This is a genomic window from Streptomyces spirodelae, from assembly GCF_017676385.1.
In the GTDB taxonomy this organism is placed as follows: Bacteria; Actinomycetota; Actinomycetes; order Streptomycetales; family Streptomycetaceae; genus Streptomyces; species Streptomyces spirodelae.
The window spans coordinates 23,365-47,278 of the sequence record NZ_JAFFZN010000007.1; the positions used below are offsets into that span (position 1 = coordinate 23,365).

The 23,914-nt window shown below is 72.2% G+C and carries 24 protein-coding genes; 10 read left to right on the plus strand and 14 right to left on the minus strand.

Annotation, left to right across the window (positions count from 1 at the left end):
• Positions 1 to 72: 72 nt before the first annotated feature.
• Entirely contained in the window at positions 73 to 531 is a 459-nt protein-coding gene (locus JW592_RS09880) for a DUF2550 domain-containing protein (protein WP_209264746.1), read from the plus strand.
• Between the two features lie 55 nt (positions 532 to 586).
• Here the strand turns inward: JW592_RS09880 and JW592_RS09885 are convergent, their stop codons facing one another.
• Together JW592_RS09885 and JW592_RS09890 are read right to left on the minus strand one after the other, a co-directional pair.
• Entirely contained in the window at positions 587 to 1,273 is a 687-nt protein-coding gene (locus JW592_RS09885) for a response regulator (RefSeq protein WP_209264585.1), read from the minus strand.
• Entirely contained in the window at positions 1,270 to 2,601 is a 1,332-nt protein-coding gene (locus JW592_RS09890; protein ID WP_209264586.1) for a sensor histidine kinase, read from the minus strand. Before JW592_RS09890 ends, JW592_RS09885 begins: the two co-directional genes overlap by 4 nt.
• 250 nt (positions 2,602 to 2,851) lie before the next feature.
• Here JW592_RS09890 and JW592_RS09895 point away from each other — a divergent pair, with 250 nt between their 5' ends.
• Both JW592_RS09895 and aac(3) read left to right on the plus strand, forming a co-directional pair.
• Complete coding sequence (locus JW592_RS09895; protein ID WP_229375582.1) at positions 2,852 to 3,508, plus strand: hypothetical protein; 657 nt, start codon at positions 2,852 to 2,854, stop codon at positions 3,506 to 3,508.
• Between the two features lie 96 nt (positions 3,509 to 3,604).
• Positions 3,605 to 4,456 carry an aminoglycoside 3-N-acetyltransferase gene (gene aac(3), locus JW592_RS09900; protein WP_209264587.1) on the plus strand — a complete coding sequence of 284 codons (852 nt, stop codon included), beginning with the start codon at positions 3,605 to 3,607 and terminating at the stop codon, positions 4,454 to 4,456.
• A 36-nt stretch (positions 4,457 to 4,492) separates the two neighbouring features.
• On the opposite strand, the gene JW592_RS09905 is transcribed toward aac(3), so the two are convergent.
• From JW592_RS09905 to JW592_RS09925, 5 genes are all read right to left on the minus strand, one after another.
• Positions 4,493 to 5,344 (minus strand): hypothetical protein, encoded by an 852-nt coding sequence (locus JW592_RS09905; protein ID WP_229375583.1) that lies wholly within the window; start codon positions 5,342 to 5,344, stop codon positions 4,493 to 4,495.
• A gap of 28 nt (positions 5,345 to 5,372) precedes the next feature.
• Positions 5,373 to 6,002 (minus strand): HAD family hydrolase, encoded by a 630-nt coding sequence (locus tag JW592_RS09910; RefSeq protein ID WP_307805359.1) that lies wholly within the window; start codon positions 6,000 to 6,002, stop codon positions 5,373 to 5,375.
• Entirely contained in the window at positions 5,999 to 6,571 is a 573-nt protein-coding gene (locus tag JW592_RS09915) for a cob(I)yrinic acid a,c-diamide adenosyltransferase (protein ID WP_209264589.1), read from the minus strand. Before JW592_RS09915 ends, JW592_RS09910 begins: the two co-directional genes overlap by 4 nt.
• Before the next feature lie 69 nt (positions 6,572 to 6,640).
• Complete coding sequence (locus JW592_RS09920; protein ID WP_209264590.1) at positions 6,641 to 7,396, minus strand: ABC transporter permease; 756 nt, start codon at positions 7,394 to 7,396, stop codon at positions 6,641 to 6,643.
• A gap of 106 nt (positions 7,397 to 7,502) precedes the next feature.
• Positions 7,503 to 8,291: an ABC transporter ATP-binding protein gene (locus JW592_RS09925; RefSeq protein ID WP_209264591.1), complete on the minus strand. Its 789-nt coding sequence runs from the start codon at positions 8,289 to 8,291 to the stop codon at positions 7,503 to 7,505.
• 80 nt (positions 8,292 to 8,371) lie between these two features.
• On the opposite strand from JW592_RS09925, the gene JW592_RS09930 reads away from it, so the two are divergent.
• The 5 genes from JW592_RS09930 (at position 8,372) to JW592_RS09950 (ending at position 15,240) form a co-directional block, all read left to right on the plus strand.
• Positions 8,372 to 9,025, plus strand: coding sequence for a TetR/AcrR family transcriptional regulator (locus JW592_RS09930; RefSeq protein ID WP_209264592.1), 654 nt, complete (start codon positions 8,372 to 8,374; stop codon positions 9,023 to 9,025).
• Between the two features lie 187 nt (positions 9,026 to 9,212).
• Positions 9,213 to 10,061 (plus strand): 3-hydroxyacyl-CoA dehydrogenase family protein, encoded by an 849-nt coding sequence (locus JW592_RS09935; protein WP_209264593.1) that lies wholly within the window; start codon positions 9,213 to 9,215, stop codon positions 10,059 to 10,061.
• Between the two features lie 426 nt (positions 10,062 to 10,487).
• Positions 10,488 to 10,871 (plus strand): STAS domain-containing protein, encoded by a 384-nt coding sequence (locus JW592_RS09940; RefSeq protein ID WP_209264594.1) that lies wholly within the window; start codon positions 10,488 to 10,490, stop codon positions 10,869 to 10,871.
• Positions 10,872 to 10,980: 109 nt separating this feature from the next.
• Positions 10,981 to 13,494, plus strand: coding sequence for an ATP-binding protein (locus tag JW592_RS09945; protein WP_229375584.1), 2,514 nt, complete (start codon positions 10,981 to 10,983; stop codon positions 13,492 to 13,494).
• A 117-nt stretch (positions 13,495 to 13,611) separates the two neighbouring features.
• Positions 13,612 to 15,240, plus strand: coding sequence for a PH domain-containing protein (locus JW592_RS09950; protein WP_229375585.1), 1,629 nt, complete (start codon positions 13,612 to 13,614; stop codon positions 15,238 to 15,240).
• Here JW592_RS09950 and nucS read toward each other — a convergent pair.
• Positions 15,192 to 15,854 (minus strand): endonuclease NucS, encoded by a 663-nt coding sequence (nucS, locus tag JW592_RS09955; RefSeq protein ID WP_209264595.1) that lies wholly within the window; start codon positions 15,852 to 15,854, stop codon positions 15,192 to 15,194. The two genes, JW592_RS09950 and nucS, sit on opposite strands and share 49 nt — an antisense overlap.
• Positions 15,855 to 16,072: 218 nt before the next feature.
• On the opposite strand from nucS, the gene JW592_RS09960 reads away from it, so the two are divergent.
• Entirely contained in the window at positions 16,073 to 16,465 is a 393-nt protein-coding gene (locus tag JW592_RS09960; RefSeq protein ID WP_209264596.1) for an SCO5389 family protein, read from the plus strand.
• Between the two features lie 182 nt (positions 16,466 to 16,647).
• On the opposite strand, the gene JW592_RS09965 is transcribed toward JW592_RS09960, so the two are convergent.
• Positions 16,648 to 17,718, minus strand: coding sequence for an LLM class flavin-dependent oxidoreductase (locus tag JW592_RS09965; protein WP_209264597.1), 1,071 nt, complete (start codon positions 17,716 to 17,718; stop codon positions 16,648 to 16,650).
• A gap of 233 nt (positions 17,719 to 17,951) precedes the next feature.
• Between JW592_RS09965 and JW592_RS09970 the strand changes: the two genes are divergently transcribed.
• A complete protein-coding gene (locus tag JW592_RS09970) occupies positions 17,952 to 18,314 on the plus strand; it encodes an Rv1322 family protein (RefSeq protein ID WP_209264598.1) in 363 nt (120 codons plus the stop codon).
• Positions 18,315 to 18,352: 38 nt separating this feature from the next.
• Here the strand turns inward: JW592_RS09970 and JW592_RS09975 are convergent, their stop codons facing one another.
• From JW592_RS09975 to JW592_RS09995, 5 genes are all read right to left on the minus strand, one after another.
• Entirely contained in the window at positions 18,353 to 19,282 is a 930-nt protein-coding gene (locus tag JW592_RS09975) for an ABC-2 transporter permease (protein WP_209264599.1), read from the minus strand.
• Positions 19,282 to 20,643 (minus strand): ABC transporter ATP-binding protein, encoded by a 1,362-nt coding sequence (locus tag JW592_RS09980; RefSeq protein WP_209264600.1) that lies wholly within the window; start codon positions 20,641 to 20,643, stop codon positions 19,282 to 19,284. The genes JW592_RS09975 and JW592_RS09980 overlap by 1 nt, the downstream gene beginning before the upstream one ends.
• A 126-nt stretch (positions 20,644 to 20,769) precedes the next feature.
• Positions 20,770 to 21,540 (minus strand): ABC transporter permease, encoded by a 771-nt coding sequence (locus JW592_RS09985; protein ID WP_209264601.1) that lies wholly within the window; start codon positions 21,538 to 21,540, stop codon positions 20,770 to 20,772.
• The gene (locus JW592_RS09990; protein WP_209264602.1) at positions 21,537 to 22,622 is read right to left on the minus strand and encodes an ABC transporter ATP-binding protein; all 1,086 of its coding nucleotides are present in this window, start codon (positions 22,620 to 22,622) and stop codon (positions 21,537 to 21,539) included. Before JW592_RS09990 ends, JW592_RS09985 begins: the two co-directional genes overlap by 4 nt.
• Positions 22,623 to 22,897: 275 nt before the next feature.
• On the minus strand, positions 22,898 to 23,848 hold the full coding sequence (locus tag JW592_RS09995; RefSeq protein ID WP_209264603.1) for a coiled-coil domain-containing protein: 951 nt from the start codon (positions 23,846 to 23,848) through the stop codon (positions 22,898 to 22,900).
• Positions 23,849 to 23,914 lie beyond the last annotated feature (66 nt).

A 23,914-nucleotide genomic window follows, 5' to 3' on the forward strand; every position in this document is an offset into this window, starting at 1 on the left:
TGAAGCCATACAGCAGGGTTTGAGAGACTTGTCGCGCGGCAGGTCCCGGAGCAAGCGAGGAGGTCGGTGAAGATGGTCCTCGCTCTGTTGCTGTGCGGCGTGGTCGTCCTGCTGGTGATGGCGGGACTCTTCGCCTTCGGGGTACGCCGACGGCTCATCCAGCGGTCCGGCGGAACGTTCGACTGCAATCTCCGCTGGGCGGTATCCGAGGCCGAGGCGGCCGACCCCAAAGGGAAAGGCTGGGCGTACGGCATCGCCCGCTACAACGGGGACCGCATCGAATGGTTCCGCGTCTTCTCCTATGCCCCCAGGCCCCGCCGCCATCTGGTGCGCGGGGCCATTGACGTTCTCGAGCGGCGTTCCCCGCGCGGCGAGGAGGAGCAGGCGCTGCTCTCGGACGCCGTGGTGCTGGCGTGTGCCGTGGGACCCGAGCGGCTCCGCGTCGAGCTCGCCCTGAGCGAGGACGCCCTCACCGGTTTCCTCGCCTGGCTGGAGGCGGCGCCGCCCGGCCAGCGGGTGAACGTGGCCTAGGTTCGCCGGCCGCCCCGCGCCGCGGGGCCGTGTCCCTCGCGGGGCCGTGATCCCCTCAGGGCGCCGTGATCCCCCACTCCTGCGCCAGTACGGCCGCCTGGGTGCGGCTGCGCAGCTCCAGCTTGCCCAGCAGCCTGCTGACGTGGGTCTTCACGGTGCCCTCGGCCATGGCGAGGCGGGCGGCGATCTCGGCGTTCGACAGCCCCACGCCCAGGCAGCCGAGGACCTCCCGCTCCCGGCGTGTGAGGTCCGCCAGCCCGGTCGGCGGCTCGGCGGCAGCGCGGGCGGCCCCGGGCCGGTCCGGAACCGTGGGACCCGCGAACTCGGCGATCAGTCGACGGGTCACGGCGGGTGCGATCATGCCCTCACCGCGTGCGACCGTACGGACCGCGTCGACCACAGCCGCCGCCTCGCTGTCCTTGAGCAGGAAGCCCGCAGCGCCCGCGCGCAGGGCGCCGAACACGTACTCGTCGAGGTCGAAGGTGGTGAGCACCAGCACATCGGCGAGACGGTCGCCGGTGATCTGCCGGGTGGCCGTCACCCCGTCGACGCGGGGCATCTGGATGTCCATCAGCACCACGTCGGGCCGCAGCTCCCGGGCGAGCCGTACGGCCTCCTCGCCGTCGCCCGCCTCACCGACCACCTCGACATCGGGAGCGTTGCGGAGGATGAGCACGATCCCCGTGCGTACGGCGTGCTGGTCCTCGGCGACCAGCACCCGGATGGTCCGGGAAGTTGTCACGGCTCCGTCTCCCTCTTCTCCCGTCGGCTGTCATGTTCTTGCCTGTTCTCGGCCCGGCCGTCCGGCCGGTCCGGCTCGTGCGGTGCGGGCAGCACCGCGTGGACGCGCCAGACCCGCTCGCCGCCAGGGCCCGTTGTCGGCCCCACCGTCAGCTCGCCGTCCAGCAGCTCCACCCGCTCCCGCATCCCGACGAGCCCTGCCCCGGCCCCGGGCGCCCGTGGGGAGCCGTCGTCCACCGGTGCTCCGTCCAGTGGGCTGGTGACACGTATGCCGAGGCGCTCCGCCCGTACGGCGTCGCGGTGGAGCTCCACGGTGACGGCGCCGGGGGCCGCGTGCTTCAGCGCGTTGGTGACGGCTTCCTGGACGACGCGGTAGGCGGCCAGCTCCACCGGCGCGGGCAGCCGCTCCTCCTCGGCGCGCAGGTCCGTCAGCGTGAAGGTGCGGCCGTCGCCCGCCATCGCCCGGGCGCGGGCCAGCAGCGCTTCGAGCCCGTCGAGGGACGGCGTCGCGGCCGGCTCCTCGCGGCCGCTCGCGTTGCGCAGCAGCCCGATGAGGCGGCGCATCTCGGCCAGCCCCTGGACGCTGTTCTCGCGGATGACGCCCAGTGCTTCGCGGGTGGCCCCGTCGCTGTGCTCCGGCTCGGGAAAGGAGAGCGCCGCCGAGGAGTGGATGGCGATGGCCGAGAGGTGGTTGGCGACGACGTCGTGCAGCTCCCGCGCCATCCGCGCGCGTTCGGCGTCGACCGCCTGCTTGCGGTCCATCTCCGCGAGGAGGGCCGTCTGCTCGGCCCGCTGTCGCTCGGCGGCCGCTTTGTCGCGGTGGTTGCGGATCATCTCACCGGAGGTGGTCGGTACCAGCAGCACACCGGCGCAGGCGGCGCCGAGCAGCAGCATCTCGGGGTCCTGGAAGACGACCAGCAGCCCGGCCGCGACGAGCACGGTGACCGCGACCGAGGAGCGCAGTACCGCACGGGAGAGCCGGGGCGAGCCGTACAGCACGGCGGCGTAGAGCACATCGGTGAACAGCACCATGGTCGCCAGCAGCGAGCCCACCGCCAGGTCGGCCGCCTCGGCCGCCAGGCCCAGCACCAGCGCGTACGGCTGCCCGGTGCTGCGCAGCAGCGAGGCCACGCACATCACGCCCAGCGGCACCAGGACCAGCCAGCCCGGAGCAGCCTTCCACAGCGGCGAACTCCCCAGATCGAACCACCACAGCAGCAGGCCGCCCGCCGCACCGGTGAACGCGATCAGCCCGGCGTCCGCCGCCGGGCGCACAGAGCGCAGTCCGCACAGCGTGTGTGCGGGCTTTCCGGCAGTGGTGACGGGCATGGCTTCATTCTCCCGGGCCGACAGGGCGGGACTGTCACTCGCCCGGCTGATCGGCCGCGCGGCGCCGCTGCATCTTTCGATGCAGTCGGCTGCGGTGGGAATCGTCTGGGACGACGACGCCGCGGCAGGGCCCGGGAGGCAGTGTTGGAGGGGTCGCCGGTCGCCGCGTCCGCCACGGGGGGAGGGCGGGGCGACCGGCAGCTGTTCGCCATCACCCCTGTCGGGGGAGACGCCAGGAGGGCGTTCATTCATGATCGTGACACTGATCATCGCCTGCGAGGTGGGCTTCTGGGTGCTGCTCGCGGTGGGCCTCGCGCTGCGCTACCTCGCGCGGATGCCGCGCGCCGGTGCGGCGGTCCTGCTGTGCGAGCCGTTGCTGGAGGTCGTCCTGCTGATCGTCACCGCCGTCGATCTGAAGAACGGCGCCGAGCCCGACTGGAAGCACGGGCTGGCCGCCGTCTACATCGGGTTCACAGCGACGCACGGGCACTACATGGTCAAGTGGGCGGACGGCCACGCCATGCACCTGCTCGGCAAGGGCCCGCGCCCGTCAGGTCCGCCCCGCTACGGGAGCGCGCGTACGGTGCACGAGTGGAAGATGGGCGCGCGGGGCATCGGTGCCGCCGCCATCGCGGCCGCGCTGCTCCAGGCCGCGATCTGGTACGTCGGTGGGGGAGAGCAGATCGAGCCGCTGCGGGCATGGCAGCAGCGGATGGGAATGGTGGCCGTCATCTGCCTGCTGATCGCGGTGAGCTACACGGTGTGGCCCAAGCAGCCGAAGCAGTCGATACGGCCCGAGCAGCCCGAGCAGCTGAAGCAGTCCGGGGATGCAGGGGACGCGACCGGCCCTGCGGAGACGGAGTCCGCCTCGTCGTCCGCGCCGCTGTCCAAGTACCTCCGCAAATAGACCTGGAGGCGGTCCGGAAACAAGGGCCGTCAGGACGCAACAGCTGTCCGGAAATAATCGGCGGCCGAACGGCCGCGATCCTCGTACGCTCGCCACATGGACGAACGCGTGCTGATGGAACGCTCCCAGGGACCCGTCACCCACAGCAGGCTGGTGCGGGAGCTGACCGCGCTGGGGCTGCGGCCCGGTGACACGCTGATGTTCCACACCGCGCTCTCGGCGCTCGGCTATGTGCCGGGCGGCCCGCTCACTGTCATCTCGGCCCTGCGCGAGGTGCTCGGCGAGGAAGGCACGTTGCTGGTCTACAGCGGCTGGAACGACGCGCCGCCGTACGACTTCACCGACTGGCCCGCGCCCTGGCAGGAGGCCGTGCGGGCCGAACACCCCGCCTACGACCCCGAGCTGAGCGAGGGCACGCACGACAACGGCCGCCTCCCCGAGGCCCTGCGGCGGCTGCCCGGGGCGCGCCGCACCCGGCATCCCGACAGCTTCGTGGCGCTGGGCGCACGGGCGAAGGCGCTGACCGACGCGGTCCCCTGGGACGACCCGTACGGCGCGGGCGGGCCGCTGGGCAGGCTCGTCGCCACCGGTGGCCGGGTCCTGCTGCTGGGTGCGCCGCTGGACACGCTCACGGTCCTGCACCACGCCGAGGCGCTGGCCCAGGCGCCCGGCAAGCGTCATCTGACCTACGAGGTCCCGGTGCTGGACGCCGAGGGCAACCGTGTGTGGCAGCGGTACTGGGACATCGACACCGAGGACGAGGCGTTCGACTACGGCCAGGTCGTTCCCGAGGGCGTCTGGCCCTTCACCGTCATCGCGCGGGAGGCGCTCGCCGCGGGTATCGGCCTGCGCGGTCGGGTCGGCGCAGCCGAGTGCCATCTGTTCGAAGCGCCGGAGCTGGTGCGCTTCGGAGTGGAGTGGATCGAGCGGAACATCACCGCGGCGTAGCGGGTCCTTCCACGGTTCCGGGGCGGCGGGGGACCGTCACGCGCCGGGGTCGCGGCCGGGGGCCTCCTTGGAGTCCGGCTGCTTCAGTGCCTCCAGCGTCGCGCGGGTGTCCTTCTTCATCCAGCCCGCGACGGTGGATTCGGCCGGCGGGTCGAAGTCCTCGTCGATGCCGCCGCCGAACCAGCTCCAGCTCATCTCGTAGGTCATCCACCCGGCGCGCACCTCCAGCATGAGCCTGCCCAGGCTGTCGCCGCGCTGCTCCTTGATCAGGTACGCCTCGTCACCGAAGCCGTCGACGGGGGAGACCTCGTACTGGTACGTGCCGGATTTCTGGTCCTCCCACGTCCGCTGCTCGGAGGCGAACTCGGGCGCGGGATCGCTCTTCTTGTGCCAGGTCACCGTGGTCGAGACGTAGGTGGTCGGGGGCGTCTTCGAGGTCTCGCCGTGCTCGATCAGTGTGCGGCTGCATCGGCTGATGTCGAGGCCCTTCTGCCGCGAGGAGTAGCCGTCCGGACTGTCCGAGGAGGACTTCTGGATCCGGTATTCCTGCTGGAAGGACTTGAGCTTCGCCGTCTCGCACATGTCGTGGTGGAAGCGGTAGCCCTTGAAGTCGGCCTCGGCCGAGTCGGAGGCGCCCTTGTCCAGCGCGCCGGTGGCCATCAGCGTCGCGGCCCAGGTGACCGAGGCGACCACCACGCCGCCCAGTGCCCACAGCCAGCGCGGTCCGCCGCCGCGCACCGGCCCGCCCGGCGGGGGGCCGGGCGGCCCTGGCGGGCCGGGTGGCGGAGTCTGCGGCTGCGCGTACGGGTTGAACTGGTACGCGGGTGTCGCGGTGGAGGTGGGCTGCTGTGCGTACGGCTGCTGTGGCTGGGCCCCCGGTATCGCCATGTGCGGCACAGTACCCGCTGACCTGTGGTCAGTCTCCGTCGGGCCCGGGCAGCCCGGCGGCGAACGCCTCGATGGCGGCGCGGGTGCCGGCGGAGTCCTTGTGCAGGTGGCCCGCCATGCCCAGGGCACGCGCGGCCTCGACGTTCTCCGGGACGTCGTCGACGAACAGCGACTCCTCGGCCGTGGCACCCAGCAGTTGGAGTGTGTGCCGATAGATGCGCGGGTCGGGCTTGGCGAAGCCCACCTCGCAGGAGAGCACTGCCTCGTCGGCGACGGACAGCTGCGGGGCCAGGTTGGGGCGGGCGTCCGGCCATGCGTTGCTGACGAAGGCGATACGGGCCCGCCCCCGCAGCGCGGCCACCGCCTCCAGCAGCACCCGGTCCCAGACGGGATCGCCCGCGAGATCCCGCCGCAGTTCGGCCAGGCCGCCCTCGTCCAGCGCGAGCCGCTGGCGGACCACCGACCACCAGGCGGCGCCGCTCATCCGGCCGACGAGCACCTCGGTGTCGTTGCCCGCGTAGACGGCCGTGACGAAGTCCCGCTCCGTGATGCCCAGCCGGGCCGACCACTTGGCGGCGGCTGCCGGCAGCATGTCCTCAACCAGCACACCGCCCAGGTCCATCAGCAGCGCGGCCCGCCCCGGGGCCGGTGGGCTCACCGCTCTCCGCCCGGCACCCACAGCACGTCGCCGACCGGCTTGTTGGCCGTACGCGCGAGGATGAACAGCAGGTCGGAGAGGCGGTTGAGGTAGGTCGCGGTCAGCGGGTTCATCGTCTCGCCGTGCTCCTCGAGCGCCGCCCAGGTGGAGCGCTCGGCACGGCGGACGACGGTGCACGCCTGGTGCAGCAGCGCCGCGCCCGGCGTACCGCCCGGCAGGATGAACGAGCGCAGCTTCTCCAGCCCCTCCAGGAAGCGATCGCAGTCGGCCTCCAGCTTGTCGATGTACGCCTGCTCGACCCGCAGCGGCGGGAACTCGGGGTTGTCCACCACGGGTGTCGACAGGTCGGCACCCACGTCGAACAGGTCGTTCTGCACCCGCAGCAGGACGGCACTGAGCTCCTCGTTCAGCTGTCCGATGGCCAGCGCCACTCCGATCGCGGCGTTCGCCTCGTTGGCGTCCGCGTACGCCGCGATACGGGAGTCGGTCTTGGCGGTGCGGCTCATGTCGCCGAGCGCTGTGGTGCCCTTGTCGCCGGTTCGGGTGTAGATCCGCGTGAGGTTAACCATGCGCCGAGCGTAACGGGACCGTCGGACATGGGTACTGAGGCCCGCACCCCGAGGGGGAGCGGCAACGCGTCAGGCACTCACCTTGCGGAACACCCGCGTGCCCAGACCCAGCGACACGGCGGCCAAGGCGACAGCCACCGCGGCTCCGAGGAGGACGGAGCCGTCGCCGTAGTCCCCCGTGAAGGCGTCCCGCACCGCGTCGACGACGTACCGGAAGGGCACGAGGCGCGAGAGCGTGTCCAGCCATCCCGGTGCCAGTGTCATCGGCAGCAGGATGCCGCTCAGCAGTACGGCGGGCATGTTGAGGGAGCTGACGACGGGGGCGAACTCCTGCGGGGAGTTGACGCGCATGGCCAGCGTGTACGACAGCGCGGCGAGCGACGCGGCGAGCAGGCCGACCAGGACGAAGCCGATCAGTACGCCCGCCACGGGGGCGCGCAGCCCCATCGCGACGCCGACCAGGACGAGCAGCAGCGACTGCGCGAACAGCTGGAGGGCATCGCGCACCAGGCGGCCCAGCAGCAGCGCGAGTCGGCTGACGGGGGTGACCCGCATCCGCTCGACCACGCCGTTGTGTTTCTCCATCAGGATCGTGAACCCGGCGAAGGCGGAGGAGAACAGGGTGAGCTGGACCAGGAGCCCCGGTACCAGCGTCTGCCAGGAGTCGCCGTCCCCGCCGAGGTGGAGGTCTTCCAGCAGCGGGCCGAAGAGGACGAGGAAGAGCAGCGGCTGGAGCGCCCCGAACAGCAGCCCGAGTTTGGAGGAGGCCGTCTGCCGGATGTAGCGCCCGGCGATGATGCCGGTATCGGTGAACAAGTGGGACATGCGAGGGGTCCGTTCTCTGTGGGGTCGTCTGCCTGGGAGTGGGGAGGCGTTCTTCGCCGATCGGTGGTCGTGCCCCGATCGGCGGTCGTCGTGCCGCGACCGTCGCTCATACGGCGACGGGGGCCGCTTCCTGCTCGCGCTGCGTCCCGCGTCCGGTGAGGGCGATGAAGGCGTCCTGGAGGCTGGCCTCCGCCGAACCCGCGTGGGCGCGCTTCAGCTCCGCGGAGGTGCCCTCGGCCACGACGCGGCCGTCGTCCACGACGACCAGCCGGTCGGCGAGCGCGTCGGCCTCGTCGAGGTAGTGCGTGGTCAGGAAGACGGTCATACCGCGCTCGTCCCGCAGCCGCCGCACGAGCTGCCACAGGTCGGCGCGGCTTCCCGGGTCGAGACCGGTCGTCGGCTCGTCGAGGAAGAGCAGCGCGGGGCTGTGGGTGAGTGCCATGGTGATGTCCAGCCTGCGCCGCTGGCCGCCGGAGAGGGCGCCGCAGGGCCGGTCCAGCAGTGCGCTCAGGCCGAGTTCCCCGGCCAGCTCCTCGGTGCGGCGGGCTGCCGCGCTCTTGCCGAGCCGGTAGAGCCTGCCCTGGGTCGTCAGCTCCTCGCGGACGCTGACGGTGGGGTCGACGCCGCCGGACTGTGCGACGTAGCCGATGCGCTTCCGCACTCCCGTGGGGTCGGCGACCAGGTCGTGGCCGGCCACGGTCGCCGTCCCCGAGGTGGGCGGCAGCAGTGTGGTGAGCATCCGGAGCGTGGTCGTCTTGCCCGCTCCGTTGGGTCCGAGGAAGCCGAGGATCTCGCCCTGCTCGACGGTCAGGTCGATACCGCGTACGGCCTCGACGGTGCGGGATTTGGTGCGGAAGGTCCGGGTCAGTCCGGTGGTGTGGATGGCTGCTGGCATGGCCCCAGAAAAACAGAGCCACTTAAAACTTGCAACCTCTCCAAAATTTGGGAGCCCCCACCTTGGCCTACGATGAGGGCATGACCAGCACAGCCCCCGAGGGCCGCAGAGAACGGAAGAAGCGCGAGACCCGCCGACGGATCTCCGACATCGCCACGGGGCTGTTCATGGCGCGCGGTTTCGACGCGGTCACCATCGCCGAGATCGCCGAGGCCGCGGACGTCTCGGTCAACACCGTCTACAACTACTTCCCGGCCAAGGAGGACCTCTTCTTCGACCGCGAGGAGGAGATGGTCGACCGTGCGGCGGTCCTGGTGCGCGACCGCGAGCCGGGCCAGTCCGCTGCCGCCGCCGTACTGGGCAGGCTCCGTGAGGACATCGCCGAGCAGAACCTGTACGCGGGTATCCGGGAGGGTTTCGGTGAGTTCATGCGTGTGGTGCGGGAGTCGCCCGCGCTGGTCGCCCGGCTGATGGTGATGCACCACCGCACCGCGAACCGGCTCAAGGAGACCCTGATCGCCGAGACGGGAGCGGCCCCCGGCGATCCGATGCCCGAGCTCGTCGCCTACGAACTGGTGAACCTGGTCAACCTCGTGACGCGGGGCGCCACGCTGAGCATCGCCGACGGAACCTCACCCGAACAGGCCGCGCGGGAGGCGCTCGCCAAGGTGGACGCCTTCGAGTCCTTCGTCACCGGCGAGTTCCTCAACTACGCGACGAAGCCCGGCAGGTGAGCCCTCCCGGCCCCCGGTGCCGACCCGGTGTGACGTCCGCCATGTGAGACGTGATACGTGTCTCTTCGTCCCCCACGCCCACCCGTAAGGCGCTAATGTCCGCCCAACGGACGGACATTCACGAGGCGCTGGGGCTCGCCGCGACAGCGGGCGCGCGGCCCGGCGGGACGAAGTGAGGGTGAAGAACGTGGCGAAGAAGCTCGCCGTCATCGGAGCCGGACTGATGGGCTCCGGAATCGCACAGGTCTCGGCCCAGGCCGGCTGGGACGTGACGCTCCGCGATGTGACGGACGAGGCGCTCACCCGCGGCACGGACGGGATCAAGGCGTCGTACGACAGATTCGTCTCCAAGGGGAAGCTGGAGGCCGCCGACGCCGAAGCGGCGCTGGCCCGGATCACCACCACGACGGACCTGGACGCCGCAGCCGAGGCGGACATCGTCGTCGAGGCCGTCTTCGAGAAGATCGAGGTCAAGCGGGAGATCTTCGCGGCCCTCGACAAGCTCGCCGGCGAGGAGGCCGTCCTGGCCTCCAACACCTCGGCCATCCCCATCACCAAGATCGCCGCAGCCACCAGCCGGCCGGAGCGGGTCGTCGGCACGCACTTCTTCTCGCCGGTGCCCATGATGGCCCTGTGCGAGTTGGTACGCGGCCTCAAGACCAGCGACGAGACGCTTGCCACAGCGCGGGCGTTCGCCGAGTCGGTAGGCAAGACCTGCGTCGTCGTCAACCGGGACGTCGCCGGGTTCGTCACCACCCGCCTGATCTCCGCGCTGGTGGTGGAGGCGGCCAAGCTCTACGAGTCCGGCGTCGCCTCGGCCGAGGACATCGACACCGCCTGCCGGCTCGGCTTCGGACACGCCATGGGCCCGCTGGCCACCGCCGACCTGACCGGCGTCGACATCCTGCTGCACGCCACCGAGAACATCCACACCGAGTCCCAGGACGGCAAGTTCGCCCCGCCGGAGCTGATGCGGCGCATGGTCGACGCGGGCGACCTGGGCCGGAAGGCCGGACAGGGCTTCTACTCGCACTGAGCAGGGCTTCCACTCGCACTGAGCCGCCCGGCACCGGGCAGAACGGCGAGGCGGCGCGACCCCCGGGGGGCGCGGGCCCAGAGGCACGGGCCCCCGGGGGCGCCGCCCCGGAGAGCGGGGCGGCCGCCACGTCCGGCTCCCGTGCTCCCTCACGGGGGTGAAATCCGGTATCGGTCAGGACACGGACGGCAACTTCACCGCTGCGGCGCCAGTCATCAGTAGTGAAGCCCGCCACAACAAGTGAAGAAGACGGCCACAGCACGAGACGGCCACAGCACGAGACGGCCACCACGAGGCGGCCACGGCGACACGGCGGGCCACCGCACCGGCCGGCGGCGACAACGGGCGTCGGCGCCGACGCCGGACTCGAGCACCGAGAGCACACGTAAGCGCCGAAGAGCGACGGAACCACTCCGGGGAGCGCATATGCACATCAGGGGCGACCACGCCGAGCTGGTCGTCGGAGGTCGTCTTGACGTCCGCAGCGCGGCGGACGCCCGCACGGTCCTGCACGCAGCCGTCGACTCGGGCGACGGCGACCTGGTGCTGGACCTCGCCGAGCTCGACTCGTGGGACGCCACGGGGCTCGGCGTGATCATGGGCGCCCACCGCCGCGCGGGCCGGTGCGGCCGCAGGCTCGTCCTGCGCGAGGTGCCCCCGCAGATGCAGCGCCTGCTGGTGGCCACCCGGCTGCACCGCATCCTCGCCATCGAGACCACGGCGCCGGGCGGCGGCTCCCCGGCGGCTCCGGGCGCCACCCGGGCGAGCAGATCCCGCTCCGCACAACCCAGCATTCTGGCGAAGCCATGACAATCGGGCCGGTACCGTCCCCGCGCGTCGCCCCTTCCTGGACAATGGAGGCCGCGCACCGGACCGGCCCCTCCCGTTCGGTCGGGCGCGCCACCTGCTCTTGGGAGACATGACGACGATGGAACGGCACGGCAGCGAGCGACACGCACCCGGGGACGAGCACGCGACCACCGGCGGCGGGACGAGCGACGGGACCGGCAATGAGGCGGGCGCCGGGACGGCCGGCGAGCCGGCCCGTGCCGTCCGGCTCGTGGCCGACCAGTACCTCGTGACGGTCAACCCCGTCGACGGCAGCGAGATCGAACCCTGCCCGCCCGGGGAGCGGCACGGCACCCCGCCCAAGCGCGCCCCGCAGGAGCGCCCCGTCCCGCAGGCGGCCGCCGCCGCTGCGCTGCCGCCCGGCAGCCTGCTGGAGCGGGACGAGGAGCGCGACCGGCTCTCCCGGCTGCTCTCCCGCGGCCGCTCCGTCCGGCTCACCGGCCCCGCCGGATCGGGCCGCAGCGTCCTCCTGGACGCCGTGGCCGCCGATGTGACCTCGCTCGCCCCCGACGGAGTCGTCCGCCTCAGCGGCTACCGCCGCACCCCCAGCGACCTGATGTACGACCTGTTCGCCGCTGTGCACAGCGCACCTCTGCACCGCCCGGGCAAGGCGGAGCTGGTCGGCGCGCTCGGCCAGGTCGGCGCGGTCGTCCTCGTCGACGACCTGGAGTTCGGCGGTGCGGCCCTGGACGAGCTGCTGCGGGCCACTCCCGAGTGCGCCTTCCTCTTCACTGCCGCACCCGACGCTCCCGCCCCGGCCCCCGGCAGCTACGTCGACGAGATGTTCCTGCCGGGGCTCAGCCGCACCGCCTGCATGGAGCTGATGGAGCGGGCCGTCCACCGCCAGCTCACCGACGACGAGGCCGACTGGGCGGCCGACCTGTGGTTCGGCTCCGAGGGGCTGCCGCTGCGCTTCGTCCAGGCCGGAGCGCTGCTGCGGCTGCAGGGCAGCGGCAGTCTCGTGGCCGAACTGCCGGACGATGTGGCGCTGGCCCCGCTGCTGGCCGCGGCCCTGACCGAGGCCGGACGCGGAGCACTGCGGCTGGCCCTCGCGCTCGACGGGGAGCTGCCGCACTCCGACCACCTCCCGGCGCTCACCAACGACCCGCAGGCCGAGGACAGCGTCACCGAACTGCTGACCTCCGGCCTGATCAGCCCGGCAGGCGGCCACTTCAAGCTCGCCGCAGGTGTCGCCGCCGAGCTGACCGACGCCGGGTTCGCCGACGGCCGCGCCGCCTACGCGCTCGCCGCCGCACAGCACTACGGCTGGTGGGCCGGGCAGTCCTCGGTCACCGCCGACCGCGTCGCGCTGGAGGCCGACGCGCTGCTGGCCGCCGTACGCGCCACTCAGCGCGACGGGAACGCCAACGCCGCGGTCCTGCTGGCGCGTACCGCCGCGCCCGTACTGGCGGCCGGGATGCGCTGGAGTGCCTGGGAGCGGGTGCTGCGCTGCGGCCAGGAGGCCGCACGGGCCTCCGGCGAGCTCGCCGAAGAGGCTTACTTCCATCACGAGCTGGGCATCCTCGCCCTCTCCGCCGGCAACCCCGAGCGGGCCCGCTCCGAGCTGGAGACGGCCCTCGGACTGCGCGGCACCCTGGCCGAACAGCGCGGCATGGTCGCGGCCCGCAGGGCGCTGGCACTGGTGACCGACCGGCTCGCCGCGACCGGCACCCGGGGACCGGCCGCGCTGCCGTCCCGTCCCGCAGCCGGGCGGACACCGGCACAAGGCACGACCGCCGCGACCGCGCAGCAGGCTGCCGGGGCAGGCCCGGCCAACACCCCGGCCCTGGGCGCTCCCGGGGCCGTAGCCGCAGTGGATGCCGGAACCGACGCGGCCACCACGGCGGTGGTTTCGGCCGCCGCCGCTCAGCAGCAGCCGGGAGAGACGCTGGTCTCACCGGCGGACGCCGCTCACGACGCGACCGGCTCCGCCTCACACGGCGCGCGCTCGGGCGCGCGGCACACCGCGCCGCGCGGCTGGCGCGCCTTCGCCAGCAGCAAGCGGAACCTGGCAGCGGCCGGTGCCGGAGCGCTGCTCGCCGCCGTCCTCGGCACCGTCGTCACCCTCGGCACGGTCTCCGACGACAGTCCCCCGGACTCCGTCAAGCCGGACTCCGGCACCTCCCAGGACGACGAGGACAACGCCCCCGGCGACGCGTCCCCCGGCGACGGCGGCCGGAGCGGACAGCCCGACCGGCCGCAGCCGGCGGCCGGCAAGCCGTCGCAGGACACCGAGGCGCTGACGACTCCCCAGGACAACGGGGAGCCCGGGAACGGGCCGAGCTCATCCCGGGACTCCTCCAGCGCCCCCGAAGACCCGGGCAGTTCGCAGCAGCCGCCGTCCTCGCCCCAACGCCCGCCGTCCTCGCCGGACCGGCCCCCGTCCTCCTCGCCCGAGGACCCGCCCTCCTCGCAGGACCCGTCGCCCAGCCCCAGCGACGACCCGTCCTCGCAGGACCCGCCGCCGAAGACCCCGACCGGCAGCGTGGACCACACCGCCACATCGACCGACCGCTCCCCGAGCACCGGGCAGAGCACGGGCTCGGCCCCAGGCTCCGGCTCGGCGGACCCTTCGGCGTCTTAGCACGGGCGTCCGCCGGGTGTCCGGGCCGGTTCTGCCGTACATCGGCAGTGACGCTCGCCCGGAGGCTGCCGCACCGTGCACAGGCGCGGACGGCCCCGTAGCGGCAGGATTCGTACCATGACCGAAGGCCGAGAAGTGATCTGCCGCCCCCGCTGGAGGCGCACCCTGTGGTCGTGCGCCGGGATCGGCGCCACGGGTGCCGCCGTTGCTGCCGCGTGCGCTGTGGGTCTCGCGCACCGGGGCGGGCCGTGGGGCGTGTGGGTGGCCATCGCTCTGTTCTTCGCGCTGTCGGGCGCGGCGGCGCTGTACGCGGTCACCGCGCGGGTGACCGCCGACGCGCACGGCTTGCGCTCCCGTACGCTGCTGCGCCGGTGGAGCGCGCCGTGGACCGGCGTCGTCGATCTGCGGGTGTACCTGAGGCACGAGCTCAACCACCGGGTCGAGACCACCGGCCGCGTCAGCGTGGTGCTGCGGGACGGACGCAAGCGCCTCCTGCCCCTGCCGCGCGGCTTCTACGAGGACCCCGACTTCCGCGCCACGCTGGAGGAACTGCGCGGACTGCACCGGCGCCACGGGGCCCCCGGTTCCGACCACCTCCCCGTGCTCTCGTACCGCACCCGGGGCCGGCCCTGGGCGGTGGCGCTGAGCCTGTTCGTGCTGCTGCTCGCGGGCGCGGGCGTCGCCGCCTCGTACGTGCCGGACGCCGGCTCGTACGAGCGGGCGTGGCAGAAGGCCGCACCCTGCACGGCGCGGACGCCCGCCGGTGAGCGAAGGGATTGCCTGGAGACCCTGCCTGCCGTCATCGCACGGACCGACGCCGGCCGGCCCAAGCAGCGGGGATGGCTGTACTTCGACGGCGGCCGGCCGCTGGAGCGGATCGGCGTCTCCCGCGACGCGGCGCTCGCGTTCGAAGCCGGTGACGACGTCGAACTGACCGTCTGGCGCGGCCAGGTGATGAAGGTGGCGGGGGAGGGGCACGTCTGGCGCGAGCACGTCCCCGGCGCCGGGGACGTGGCCGCCCTCGCCGCCGCTCTCGCCCTGGCCGCGGGCTATCCCGGCGCCAAGGTGGTGCTGCGGCTGCGCGGGCGACGGCGCCCGGACGACGAAGTCCTCCCCTCGGCACTCCCGTTCGCGGGCGCGCTCGTGGGTACGGCGCTGTGGCTGGTGCCGCTCTGCTACCTCCACGTCGCCGACCCGTTCGCCTCCGGCGGGGTGACCGCGTGGACAGTCGGGGGCTCGGTGGGCACGCTGGTCCTCTTCGGTTGGGCCTGGCGCGCCACCCGGCTGCGGACCCCCGCAGCGGCCCGTGAGACCGAGGCGGCCCCTTCCTCCTCCCCGGAGGAGGAAGGCGAAGTCTTCCTGCCCGCACGCTTCCTGGAGCACACCGCCTACAACCCGCACGGCTTCGGTACCCACATCGTCATCGGAGGCGGTCCGCCGGCGGTGACGCCCCACTCAGGACCGGGCCGGTGGGCGGCGAAGCCGATACCGGTGGAACGGCTCACCGTCGGCCAGGTGCGGCGCGTCAGGGGCGACGACAGCGGCACCGTCCCCGGAAACTGGCACATCGCCGAACTCGACGACGCGGGGGAGCCGGTGCGCCTCGCGGCGGCCCCGGCCGATCTGACCCGCATCCTGCGTGCGCTGGAGTCCGCGCCACCGCCTGCGGGCGGTGGCCGGAGTCGGGACAGTGGAGGTCAGAACAGCCGGAGTTTGTCGTCCTCGATACCGCGCAGCGCGTCGTAGTCGAGAGTGACGCAGTCGATTCCGCGGTCCGTGGCGAGCACCCGGGCCTGGGGTTTGATCTCCTGGGCCGCGAAGACGCCCTTGACGGGGGCCAGATGCGGGTCGCGGTTGAGGAGTTCCAGGTAGCGGGTGAGCTGTTCGACGCCGTCGATCTCGCCGCGGCGCTTGATCTCGATGGCGACGGTCGTCCCGTCACCGTCCCTGCCCAGGATGTCCACAGGGCCGATGGCGGTGGGGAACTCGCGGCGGATCAGTGACCAGCCCTCGCCGAGAGTCTCCATCCGGTCGGCGAGGAGCTCCTGGAGGTGTGCTTCCACGCCATCCTTGATCAGGCCCGGGTCCGCGCCCAGTTCGTGGGAGGAGTCGTGCAGTATCTCCTCCATAGTGATGATCAGCTTTTCGCCTGTCTTGTTCTCCACCGTCCAGCGCTTGTCGTCTCCCTCTTTCAGGGTGCACGGGGGAGACATCCAGTTGAGGGGTTTGTACGCACGGTCGTCGGCGTGGACGGACACCGAACCGTCCGCTTTGACCAGGATAAGTCTGGGTGCCGAGGGCAGGTGTGCGGTGAGCCTGCCGGCGTAGTCGACAGAGCAGCGGGCGATGACGAGACGCATGGTCGGTCACGCTACTCGACAGTCCCTGTGGTGCGCGATTCGCCCCCGGATGGGGTGTTCGGCAGTGGCGCGAGTATGCCCATTCTCGTGCTGCTCTCACCCTCGTGGCCGTACGGTAAGGCTGGGCGTCGCCGTCCGAGGTTGCGCGGTTACGCGGTGATGTCCCTTCACCCCCAAGAGACCCGGCTTCCGGGCCCGGGTCGCGAGAGGAGAAACCCATGTCGCTCGACGTCCCACCTGCGCTGTTGGATCAGGCAGAGCGTGGCGAGGTGGATGAGGCGGCGTTCATCGACTGCGTCCGCACCTCCCTCCCGTACGCCTGGGAGATGGTCAGTTCGCTCGTCGCTCAGTTGAAGGTGGACGGCGGCGAGTTCGCCGACAACCAGACACCGCCGCCGGATGAGCAGCACCGCGGGCAATTGCTCCGCGCACTGGCCAGCGACGCCATCCGGGGTGCGCTGGAGCGACACTTCGGCGTGCGCCTCGCGTTCCAGAACTGCCACCGTGTCGCCGTCTTCCCGCTCGACGCCTCGGTGGACGACCGGCTCGCCCGGTTCACCTCCATACGCGGTCAGCTCCTCAACCAGTCCCCGGAACTGCGCGACTGCTGAGCGGTCCGGACGGCGGACGGAGCCATGAGGCGATTGCGGCGGTGGAGTGTCACCGCCGCAACCGCTCGGCGGTGTGCCGCGAGCGCGCTCCACGCACGGCGGACCGTGCCCGTGGCATGGGCCGCCTGCAACGTTTTTCAGCCTTTGCTGCGGGGGTGCCGCCAGCCCTGCCGCTGCCCGGCTCAGCCGAGCAGCGGCAGCACCTCATCGGCCAGCCGGTGCACGTTCCGCAGCGTGCCGTCGTGCTCGCCGCCGCCCTCGACCAGCAGTGCGAAGCGGCTGATTCCGGTGCGCTCCGCCGTCGCCGCGAGCCGGTCGGCGCACAGCCGGGGCGCGCCCACCGGGTGCAGATCGCACAGCAGCTCCGTATAGCCGACCGGGTCGCGCATCGGACGGGGCCTGCCGTCGACGGTCACATGCTGGCCCAGTCCCTCGCGCAGCCAGCCAGGCAGCGCCTTGGCGAGCGACCGCCGCGCCTCGCTGTGCGAGTCGGCCACCTGCACCACGCCCGCCGACACATGCCGCCCGGCAACCGCCTCCACAGCCTCGGACGGGTGCCCGGCCGCCAGCGCCGTACGCCGCCACAGGCGGGTCATGTCCGCCTTGTCCTCGTCCCCGCAGTGCATGCCCAGCAGCATGGGCACCAGCCGTTCGGCGGCCAGCCGCACCGACCCCGGAGAGGTGCAGGCGACGACCACACCGGGCCCGCCCTCCTCCTCGGCCCCGCGGGCGAGCGTGGCCGGCGCGCCGGGCGGGGCGGCGCTCGCCGGGCGCGGCACCACGGGCACCTCGCGGAAGCGGTAGCGCTCCCCGTCCGCGCTCACCCTGGGCTCGCGCAGCCAGCGCAGCAGCAGGTCCAGCGCCTCCGGGAAGCCCTCCTCGTAGGCGCTCAGCCCGCCGCCGAAGACCTCCAGGTCCACCCAGGGCCCGCCGCGTCCGACCCCGAGCGTGAAGCGGCCACCGGAGAGCAGATGCAGCAGTGCGGTCTGCTCACCGAGCGCCACCGGGTGCGTGTTGGGCAGCACACTGACGGCCGTGCCGACGCCGATCCGCCGGGTACGCCCCAGCAGGACCCCCGCGAGGGTCACCGCCGAAGGGCACACGCCGTACGAGACGAAGTGGTGCTCGGCCAGCCAGACCTCGGCAAGCCCCGCCTCCTCCGCCGCCTCCGCGGTGCTCACCGCACGGTCCAGCGCCTCGCCCTGCCCCTGACCCGGGAACTGCGCACCCAGGACAAAAGCTCCAACTCGCATTACCCACCGCCCTTGTGACTGCCCGCGGCCGTCCGGTCCGGCCAGGGCAGGGCGCCCCGGAAGGCCGGGCACCCCACCCGGCAATAACGTGTGGACAGGCGCCGAGGGCACGGCCTGACATGCCATTCATCAGATGAACGCCAGTCGGCCCGTGCCTGTGGACAGCCGCGGGCGGCCGCCGCCCGCCTGCGTACGCTGGACTCGTCCTCCGCTGTCGACCCCGAGGTGCCCATGTGTCCCCGCGTCGTAACCGCTCCCGCAGCGGTGCCGTCAAGTCAGCCAAGGCCGCCCGCACCGGCTCCGGGGGGCGGCGCGGTGGCGAGGAGCCCAGCGAGCGGGAGCGCTTCGGTCTGGAGCGCACCGAGGACTGGCGCGGCGAGGAGTGGGCGGTCCGGCAGATAAGCGGCGGAGCCGCGGTCAAGCACTACCGGTGCCCCGGCTGCGACCAGGAGATCCCGCCCGGCGTCCCGCACGTCGTCGCCTGGCCGCTGCAGGGCGATGTGGCCGACCGCCGCCACTGGCACCGCGCCTGCTGGAACGCACGGGACCGCCGGAGTGCCAGACTCCAGCGGTCCCGTAACGCGCCACGCTACTGAGCGGGCAGCGGTATGCGGCGAGCAGCCCCGGCGGGCTGCTACACGTCGCGCTTGTGCAGCAGTGCGTAGGCCACCCCGAGGACGATCAGCGTGACGACCGCCAGGCCGCCCAGCAGCGGCCAGCCGGTGGCGTCCTGGTCGTCGCTCATGGGGATGCGGTAGAGGGAGGCAAGGCCGTTGAGCGGGGAGTACTCGACCAGCTTCTGGCCCACGTCCCTGAGTGCCTCGCTGGTCTGCATCAGCGGTCCGACCACCACCGGCAGCAGAATGGCGCCCATCATCGTGGTGATCGCGCCCGCCGAGTGGCGCAGCAGGGCGCCCACCGCCAGCGACAGCAGCCCCAGCAGCGCCACGTACAACCCGGCGCCGATGGTGGCGCCCAGCCACTCGCCGCTGGAGGCGACCAGTGTCCCTCCTTCGACTGTCCCTCCGAAGGAACCCTCCTCCACGTACGAGGGAATCTGCTGGTCGCTCAGGAGCGCTGAGTTGACCAGCGCGGTGAGGCTGCAGGCCAGCGTCGTCATCGCGAAGGCCAGCACGAAGAAGACCAGCGCCTTGGCCAGCAGCACCCGGCCGCGGTGCGGACAGGCGGTGAGGGTGGTGCGGATCATTCCGGTGCCGTACTCGGAGGTGATGACCAGCACGCCGAGCGTGACCACGCCGAGTTGGCCCAGCATCAGGCCGAACAAACCGGTGGAGAGCAGCGGCATACCGGTGTAGGTCTCGCCGCTCAGTGTCCCCGCCGTCAGCAGCCCGATGCCGACGACCAGTGCGAACATCACGCTGAGCGTCCACACGGTCGAGCGGACGGTGCGGATCTTCGTCCACTCCGCGACGAGCGCGTGACCGAGGTGGGTACGGGCCATCGGGATCGGCGAGCTGTAGGGGGCGATGCCGTTCGGCCAGTTGGCCTGCGGGACCGCCTGGGCCTCGTACCCCGCCTGGCCCTCGTACTGCTGGGTGCTCATCAGGCGTCCTCGCCTTCGTTCTTGGCGGTGCTGGTCGCGTCGCCACCCGCGGCCGCGGGGGCGCCCTTGGCCATCGGTCCTGCCGGAGGTGCGGCTGCGCCGGCGGCGTACGGGTTCGGGGCGCTCGCTCCGTCCGCCGGGGCCTGCGGCGCTCGCATCTGGAGCGTGCCGCCCTCAGGGGCGCCCGGCTGCGGGACGGTGCCGGGCTGTGGCGCCGGGCCGGGCTGCGGTGCCGTGCCCGGCTGCGGGGCTCCGGGCTGCGGGACTCCGGGCTGGGGCGCCGCCTGCTGGGCCGCGTACGGATTGCCCTGCGGGGCCGGCGGCATCTGCGGGGCCGCCGCCATTCCCGGCACAGCCTGCGGGGGCGCCATTCCCGGCGGTGCCGCCGTGGGCGCTGCCATCGCGGGGGCACCGACCGGTTGCTGCAGGCCGGCGCGCATGTCGGTGGTCGAGCGGTAGTCGACCGAGCTCTGGGTGAGCCGCATGTACGCCTCCTCCAGGGACGCCTGGTGCGGCGACAGCTCCCACAGCCGGACGTCGGCGCCGTGCGCCAGGTCGCTGATGCGCGGCAGCGGCAGCCCGGTGACGCGCAGCGCGCCGTCCTCCTCGGGCTGCGTCCGGCCGCCCGCCTCCTGCAGCGCCGAGACCAGCTTCTCGCGCTGCTCGGGCTCTCCGTCGGGGGTGCGCACCCGGGCGAAGCCGATGGAGTTGCGCTCGATGAACTCCTGCACGGGCATGTCGGCCATCAACTGTCCGCGCCCGATGACGATGAGATGGTCGGCGGTCTGTGCCATCTCGCTCATCAGATGGCTGGAGACGAAAACCGTCCGGCCCTCGCTCGCCAGCCGCCGCATCAGGTTGCGGACCCACAGGATGCCCTCCGGGTCCAGCCCGTTGACCGGCTCGTCGAAGAGCAGCACCTGCGGGTCGCCGAGCAGCGCGGCCGCGATGCCCAGGCGCTGCCCCATGCCGAGCGAGAAGCCCTTGGAGCGCTTCTTGCCGACGTCCTGGAGCCCCACAACGCCCAGCACCTCGTCGACCCTGCGGGCCGGGATGCCGGACAGCTGGGCGAGGGAGAGCAGATGGTTGCGCGCGCTGCGGCCGCCGTGCACGGCCTTCGCGTCGAGGAGCGCACCGACCTGGCGGGGTGCGTTGGGCAGGTCACGGAAGTTGTGGCCGCCCACGGTCACCCGGCCGGAGGTCGGTGCGTCCAGCCCCAGGATCATGCGCATCGTGGTGGATTTCCCGGAGCCGTTGGGCCCCAGGAATCCGGTCACGGCCCCCGGCCGCACCTGGAAGGACAGGTTGTACACGGCCGTCTTGGCGCCGTAGCGCTTCGTCAGGCCGTACGCCTCGATCATCCTTTGCCCCTGGACGCAGTTCGGGGCTCGATCGCCCCCGGACATGGCCTAGGAGGTTACGGGGCTCCGAAATGGTTCCCTACGGCGGCCCCCCCGGCGCACGCGGCGAGCGGGGGGCCGCCGGGCTCAGGCGTCGCGCTTCTTGAGGACGACGAAGCCGGCCACCAGCGCGGCGGCCGTCCACGCGACCATGATCAACAGCCCCTCCCAGGGCCCGTACGGCCGGTCCAGGGTCTCGGGCACCACGGCCATCACCGTCGTACCCGCCTGGTCGGGGAGGTACTGGCCGACCTTCTTGGTCGCCTCCACATTGCCCAGGATGTTGGAGATCAAGAAGAAGAACGGCATCAGGATCGCGAACGCCAGCAGCGGGCTGCGCAGTACGAAGGTGATACCGACGGCGAACATCGCGATCAGCGCCATGTAGAGACCGCCGCCGACTACGGCGCGCAGCACTCCCGGCTCGCCGATGCCCACCCCGTGCGAGCCCAGCAGGGCCTGTCCGAGGAAGAAGGTGCAGAAGCTGGTGATCATGCCGACGACCAGCACCAGCACCCCCGCGATCAGCACCTTGGACCACAGGAACGCGGCCCGCTGCGGCACGGCGGCCAGCGAGTTGCGGATCATCCCGGTGCTGTACTCCGCCGAGACGATCAGCACGCCGAACGCGATCATCGCGAGCTGTCCGATGCCCATCCCGGCGAAGCTGGTGTAGGTGGCGTCGAACGTCACCCGGTCCGCGGTGGACATGTCGTCGAAGGTGGAGGCGGTCACCCCGCAGATCAGCGCACCCAGACCGACGGAGACGAGCAACGCGGTGGTGAGTGTCCACACGGTGGAGCGGACGGAGCGGACCTTGGTCCACTCGGACTTGAGCACTCGCGTGGTGTGACTCATCCTCGGCGCCCCTTCTTCCAGTCCGTACCCCAGGCGGGCGGTGCCTGTGTCCCCGGTGGTGGCTGTTCCCCCGGAGGTGCCTGCGCCCCCGGCGGCGGCTGTGTCCCCGGCGGCTGTGTCCCCGATGGCGGCTGGATTCCCGGCGGTTGCGCTCCTGGTGGGGCGGCCGGAGCGCCCGGGGCGTGGGCGTGGTACTCGACACTCTGGGCGGTCAGCCGCATGAACGCCTCCTCCAGGGAAGCCCGCTGGGTGCTCAGCTCGTGCAGCACCACCCGGTGCTCGGCGGCGAGTTCGCCGATCCGCGGCGCGTCCCCGCCGTCCACCTCCAGGGCGCCGTCCGCACCGGTCACCGGCCGCAGCCCGGACCCGACGAGGGCGTCCCGCAGCCGCTCCGGCTCGGGGGTGCGGACCCGCACATGCGTACGGGAGTTCTCCGCGATGAACTGCGCCATCGAGGTGTCCGCCAGCAGCTTCCCCTGACCGATGACGACCAGGTGCTCGGCGGTCTGTGCCATCTCGCTCATCAGATGGCTCGAGACGAAGACCGTGCGGCCCTCCCTGGCGAGCTGCTGCATCAGGGTGCGGATCCAGTGGATGCCCTCCGGGTCCAGCCCATTGACAGGCTCGTCGAACATCAGGATGCGCGGGTCGCCGAGCAGCGCGGCCGCGATACCGAGCCGCTGGCCCATGCCCAGCGAGAAGCCCTTGGGCCGCTTGCGCGCCACATCCTGCAGTCCCACCATCTCCAGCACTTCGCCGACCCGGCGCTCCGGGATGCCGTTCGACTGGGCCAGACACAGCAGATGGTCGTAGGCTCTGCGCCCGCCGTGCACGCCCTTGGCCTCCAGCAGCGCGCCGATGCTGTTGAGCGGCTCGCGCAGCTCGCCGTAGTGCTTGCCCTCGATACGCACATCGCCCCGGGTGGGCGCGTCCAGGCCCAGCACCATCCGCATCGTCGTCGACTTGCCCGCCCCGTTCGGGCCCAGGAAGCCGGTGACCGTACCGGGACGTACGGTGAAGGTGAGACCGTCGACAGCGAGCTTGTTCCCGTACCGCTTGGTGAGGTCTCGCAACTCGATCATTCTTCGACGCTAAGGGGCGGCTTCGGCCCTCGCCACTTGTGCGCATTATCCGCACATCACCCACACATGTGAAACGGGCCGCACCGGACGGTGCGGCCCGCTTCATGTGCGCCATCCATTGTCCGCCGCAGTGGTGGCGAACTCCCACGGCCTGTCCGGCGGTGCCGGGCGAACCCGGGAGCTGCACCGGGTACAGCGCAGCCGGTCCGCGCCGTGGAGCGCCTCGCCGTCGCGGCGGGTCAGGAGCTGGGCCGGGGAAGAGCGCCGCGCAGCGGTCAGCGGGTCTGCTGGGCCGGAACCGAGCGGCCCGCGGCTTCCTCGTCCCCGACCTCCTCGCCGGGCTGGCCCGCCGCCGCCACAGCGGCGCCGGTGAGCGTGGCCAGCATCTCGCGCACGTTGGTGAGCTGTGCGTTGATGCTGTCGCGGCGGTTGGTGAGCGCGGCCAGCTCCCGCTCGGACTCGCTGCGCACCCGGTCGGCCTTGGCGTTGGCGTCGGCGACGATGTCCTCGGCCTGGCGCTGCGCGGTCTCGACGGTCTGCCGGGCCCGGCGCTCCGCGTCCGTGCGCAGCTTCTCGGCCTCCAGGCGCAGCTGCTCGGCGCGGTGCTCGATCTCGGCGAGCCGCTTCTCGGCCTTGGCCTGACGGGAGGCCAGGTCGCGCTCGGACTGCTCGCGGCGCTTGGCCAGGTTGGTCTCGAAGTCGGCGGCAGCCTGGGCCGCCTTGGCGCGGGTGTCCTCGAAGAGGGTGTCGGCCTCCTCGCGCTTGGACTGCGCGTCCTTCTCCGCCTCGCTGCGCAGCGACGCGGCCTCGCTCTTGGCCTTGTCGACGATGCGGGCGCCCTCTTCCTCGGCCTTCGCCTTGCGCTCGGCGGCGAACGCCTCGGCGTCGTTGCGCACCTGCTGCGCCGCGCCCTCGGCGAGTTCGCGGTGCTGCTCGGCGGCGCGACGGGCCTCCTCACGCAGGTCCTTGGCCTCTTCCTCCGCGAGGCGGAGGATCTTCTCGACACGGGCACCGAGACCGGCGTACGACGGCTCCGCGTCGTTTACCTGAGCCTGGGCGTTCTGCGTTTCGAGGTGGAGTTCCTCGATGCGCTTTTCCAGAGAGGTGATACGGGCCAGGGCGCTGTCACGGTCGGCGACGAGCTTCGTGATGCGGTCGTCCACCTGCCCGCGGTCGTAGCCACGCCGCACGAGCTCGAAGCCGAAGGGGGAGGAAGTGTCGCTCATGGGGTTCCTGTCGAGTCAGACGGGTTATCAGACGGGGGAGTGATAGAGGGAATCCTAGGGGCCGAA

Bases quoted from the DNA above. Each gene is read 5' to 3' on its own strand.
- JW592_RS09905 (WP_229375583.1), bottom strand. From the start codon at position 5,344: ATGGCGATACCGGGGGCCCAGCCACAGCAGCCGTACGCACAGCAGCCC.
- JW592_RS09985 (WP_209264601.1), bottom strand. From the start codon at position 21,540: ATGAGTCACACCACGCGAGTGCTCAAGTCCGAGTGGACCAAGGTCCGC.
- JW592_RS09995 (WP_209264603.1), bottom strand. From the start codon at position 23,848: ATGAGCGACACTTCCTCCCCCTTCGGCTTCGAGCTCGTGCGGCGTGGC.
- JW592_RS09920 (WP_209264590.1), bottom strand. From the start codon at position 7,396: ATGTCCCACTTGTTCACCGATACCGGCATCATCGCCGGGCGCTACATC.
- JW592_RS09965 (WP_209264597.1), bottom strand. From the start codon at position 17,718: ATGCGAGTTGGAGCTTTTGTCCTGGGTGCGCAGTTCCCGGGTCAGGGG.
- JW592_RS09945 (WP_229375584.1), top strand. From the start codon at position 10,981: ATGACGACGATGGAACGGCACGGCAGCGAGCGACACGCACCCGGGGAC.
- JW592_RS09960 (WP_209264596.1), top strand. From the start codon at position 16,073: ATGTCGCTCGACGTCCCACCTGCGCTGTTGGATCAGGCAGAGCGTGGC.
- JW592_RS09930 (WP_209264592.1), top strand. From the start codon at position 8,372: ATGACCAGCACAGCCCCCGAGGGCCGCAGAGAACGGAAGAAGCGCGAG.
- JW592_RS09950 (WP_229375585.1), top strand. From the start codon at position 13,612: ATGACCGAAGGCCGAGAAGTGATCTGCCGCCCCCGCTGGAGGCGCACC.
- JW592_RS09895 (WP_229375582.1), top strand. From the start codon at position 2,852: ATGATCGTGACACTGATCATCGCCTGCGAGGTGGGCTTCTGGGTGCTG.
- JW592_RS09990 (WP_209264602.1), bottom strand. From the start codon at position 22,622: ATGATCGAGTTGCGAGACCTCACCAAGCGGTACGGGAACAAGCTCGCT.
- JW592_RS09915 (WP_209264589.1), bottom strand. From the start codon at position 6,571: ATGGTTAACCTCACGCGGATCTACACCCGAACCGGCGACAAGGGCACC.
- JW592_RS09980 (WP_209264600.1), bottom strand. From the start codon at position 20,643: ATGATCGAGGCGTACGGCCTGACGAAGCGCTACGGCGCCAAGACGGCC.
- JW592_RS09925 (WP_209264591.1), bottom strand. From the start codon at position 8,291: ATGCCAGCAGCCATCCACACCACCGGACTGACCCGGACCTTCCGCACC.
- JW592_RS09975 (WP_209264599.1), bottom strand. From the start codon at position 19,282: ATGAGCACCCAGCAGTACGAGGGCCAGGCGGGGTACGAGGCCCAGGCG.
- JW592_RS09890 (WP_209264586.1), bottom strand. From the start codon at position 2,601: ATGCCCGTCACCACTGCCGGAAAGCCCGCACACACGCTGTGCGGACTG.
- nucS (WP_209264595.1), bottom strand. From the start codon at position 15,854: ATGCGTCTCGTCATCGCCCGCTGCTCTGTCGACTACGCCGGCAGGCTC.
- JW592_RS09880 (WP_209264746.1), top strand. From the start codon at position 73: ATGGTCCTCGCTCTGTTGCTGTGCGGCGTGGTCGTCCTGCTGGTGATG.
- JW592_RS09940 (WP_209264594.1), top strand. From the start codon at position 10,488: ATGCACATCAGGGGCGACCACGCCGAGCTGGTCGTCGGAGGTCGTCTT.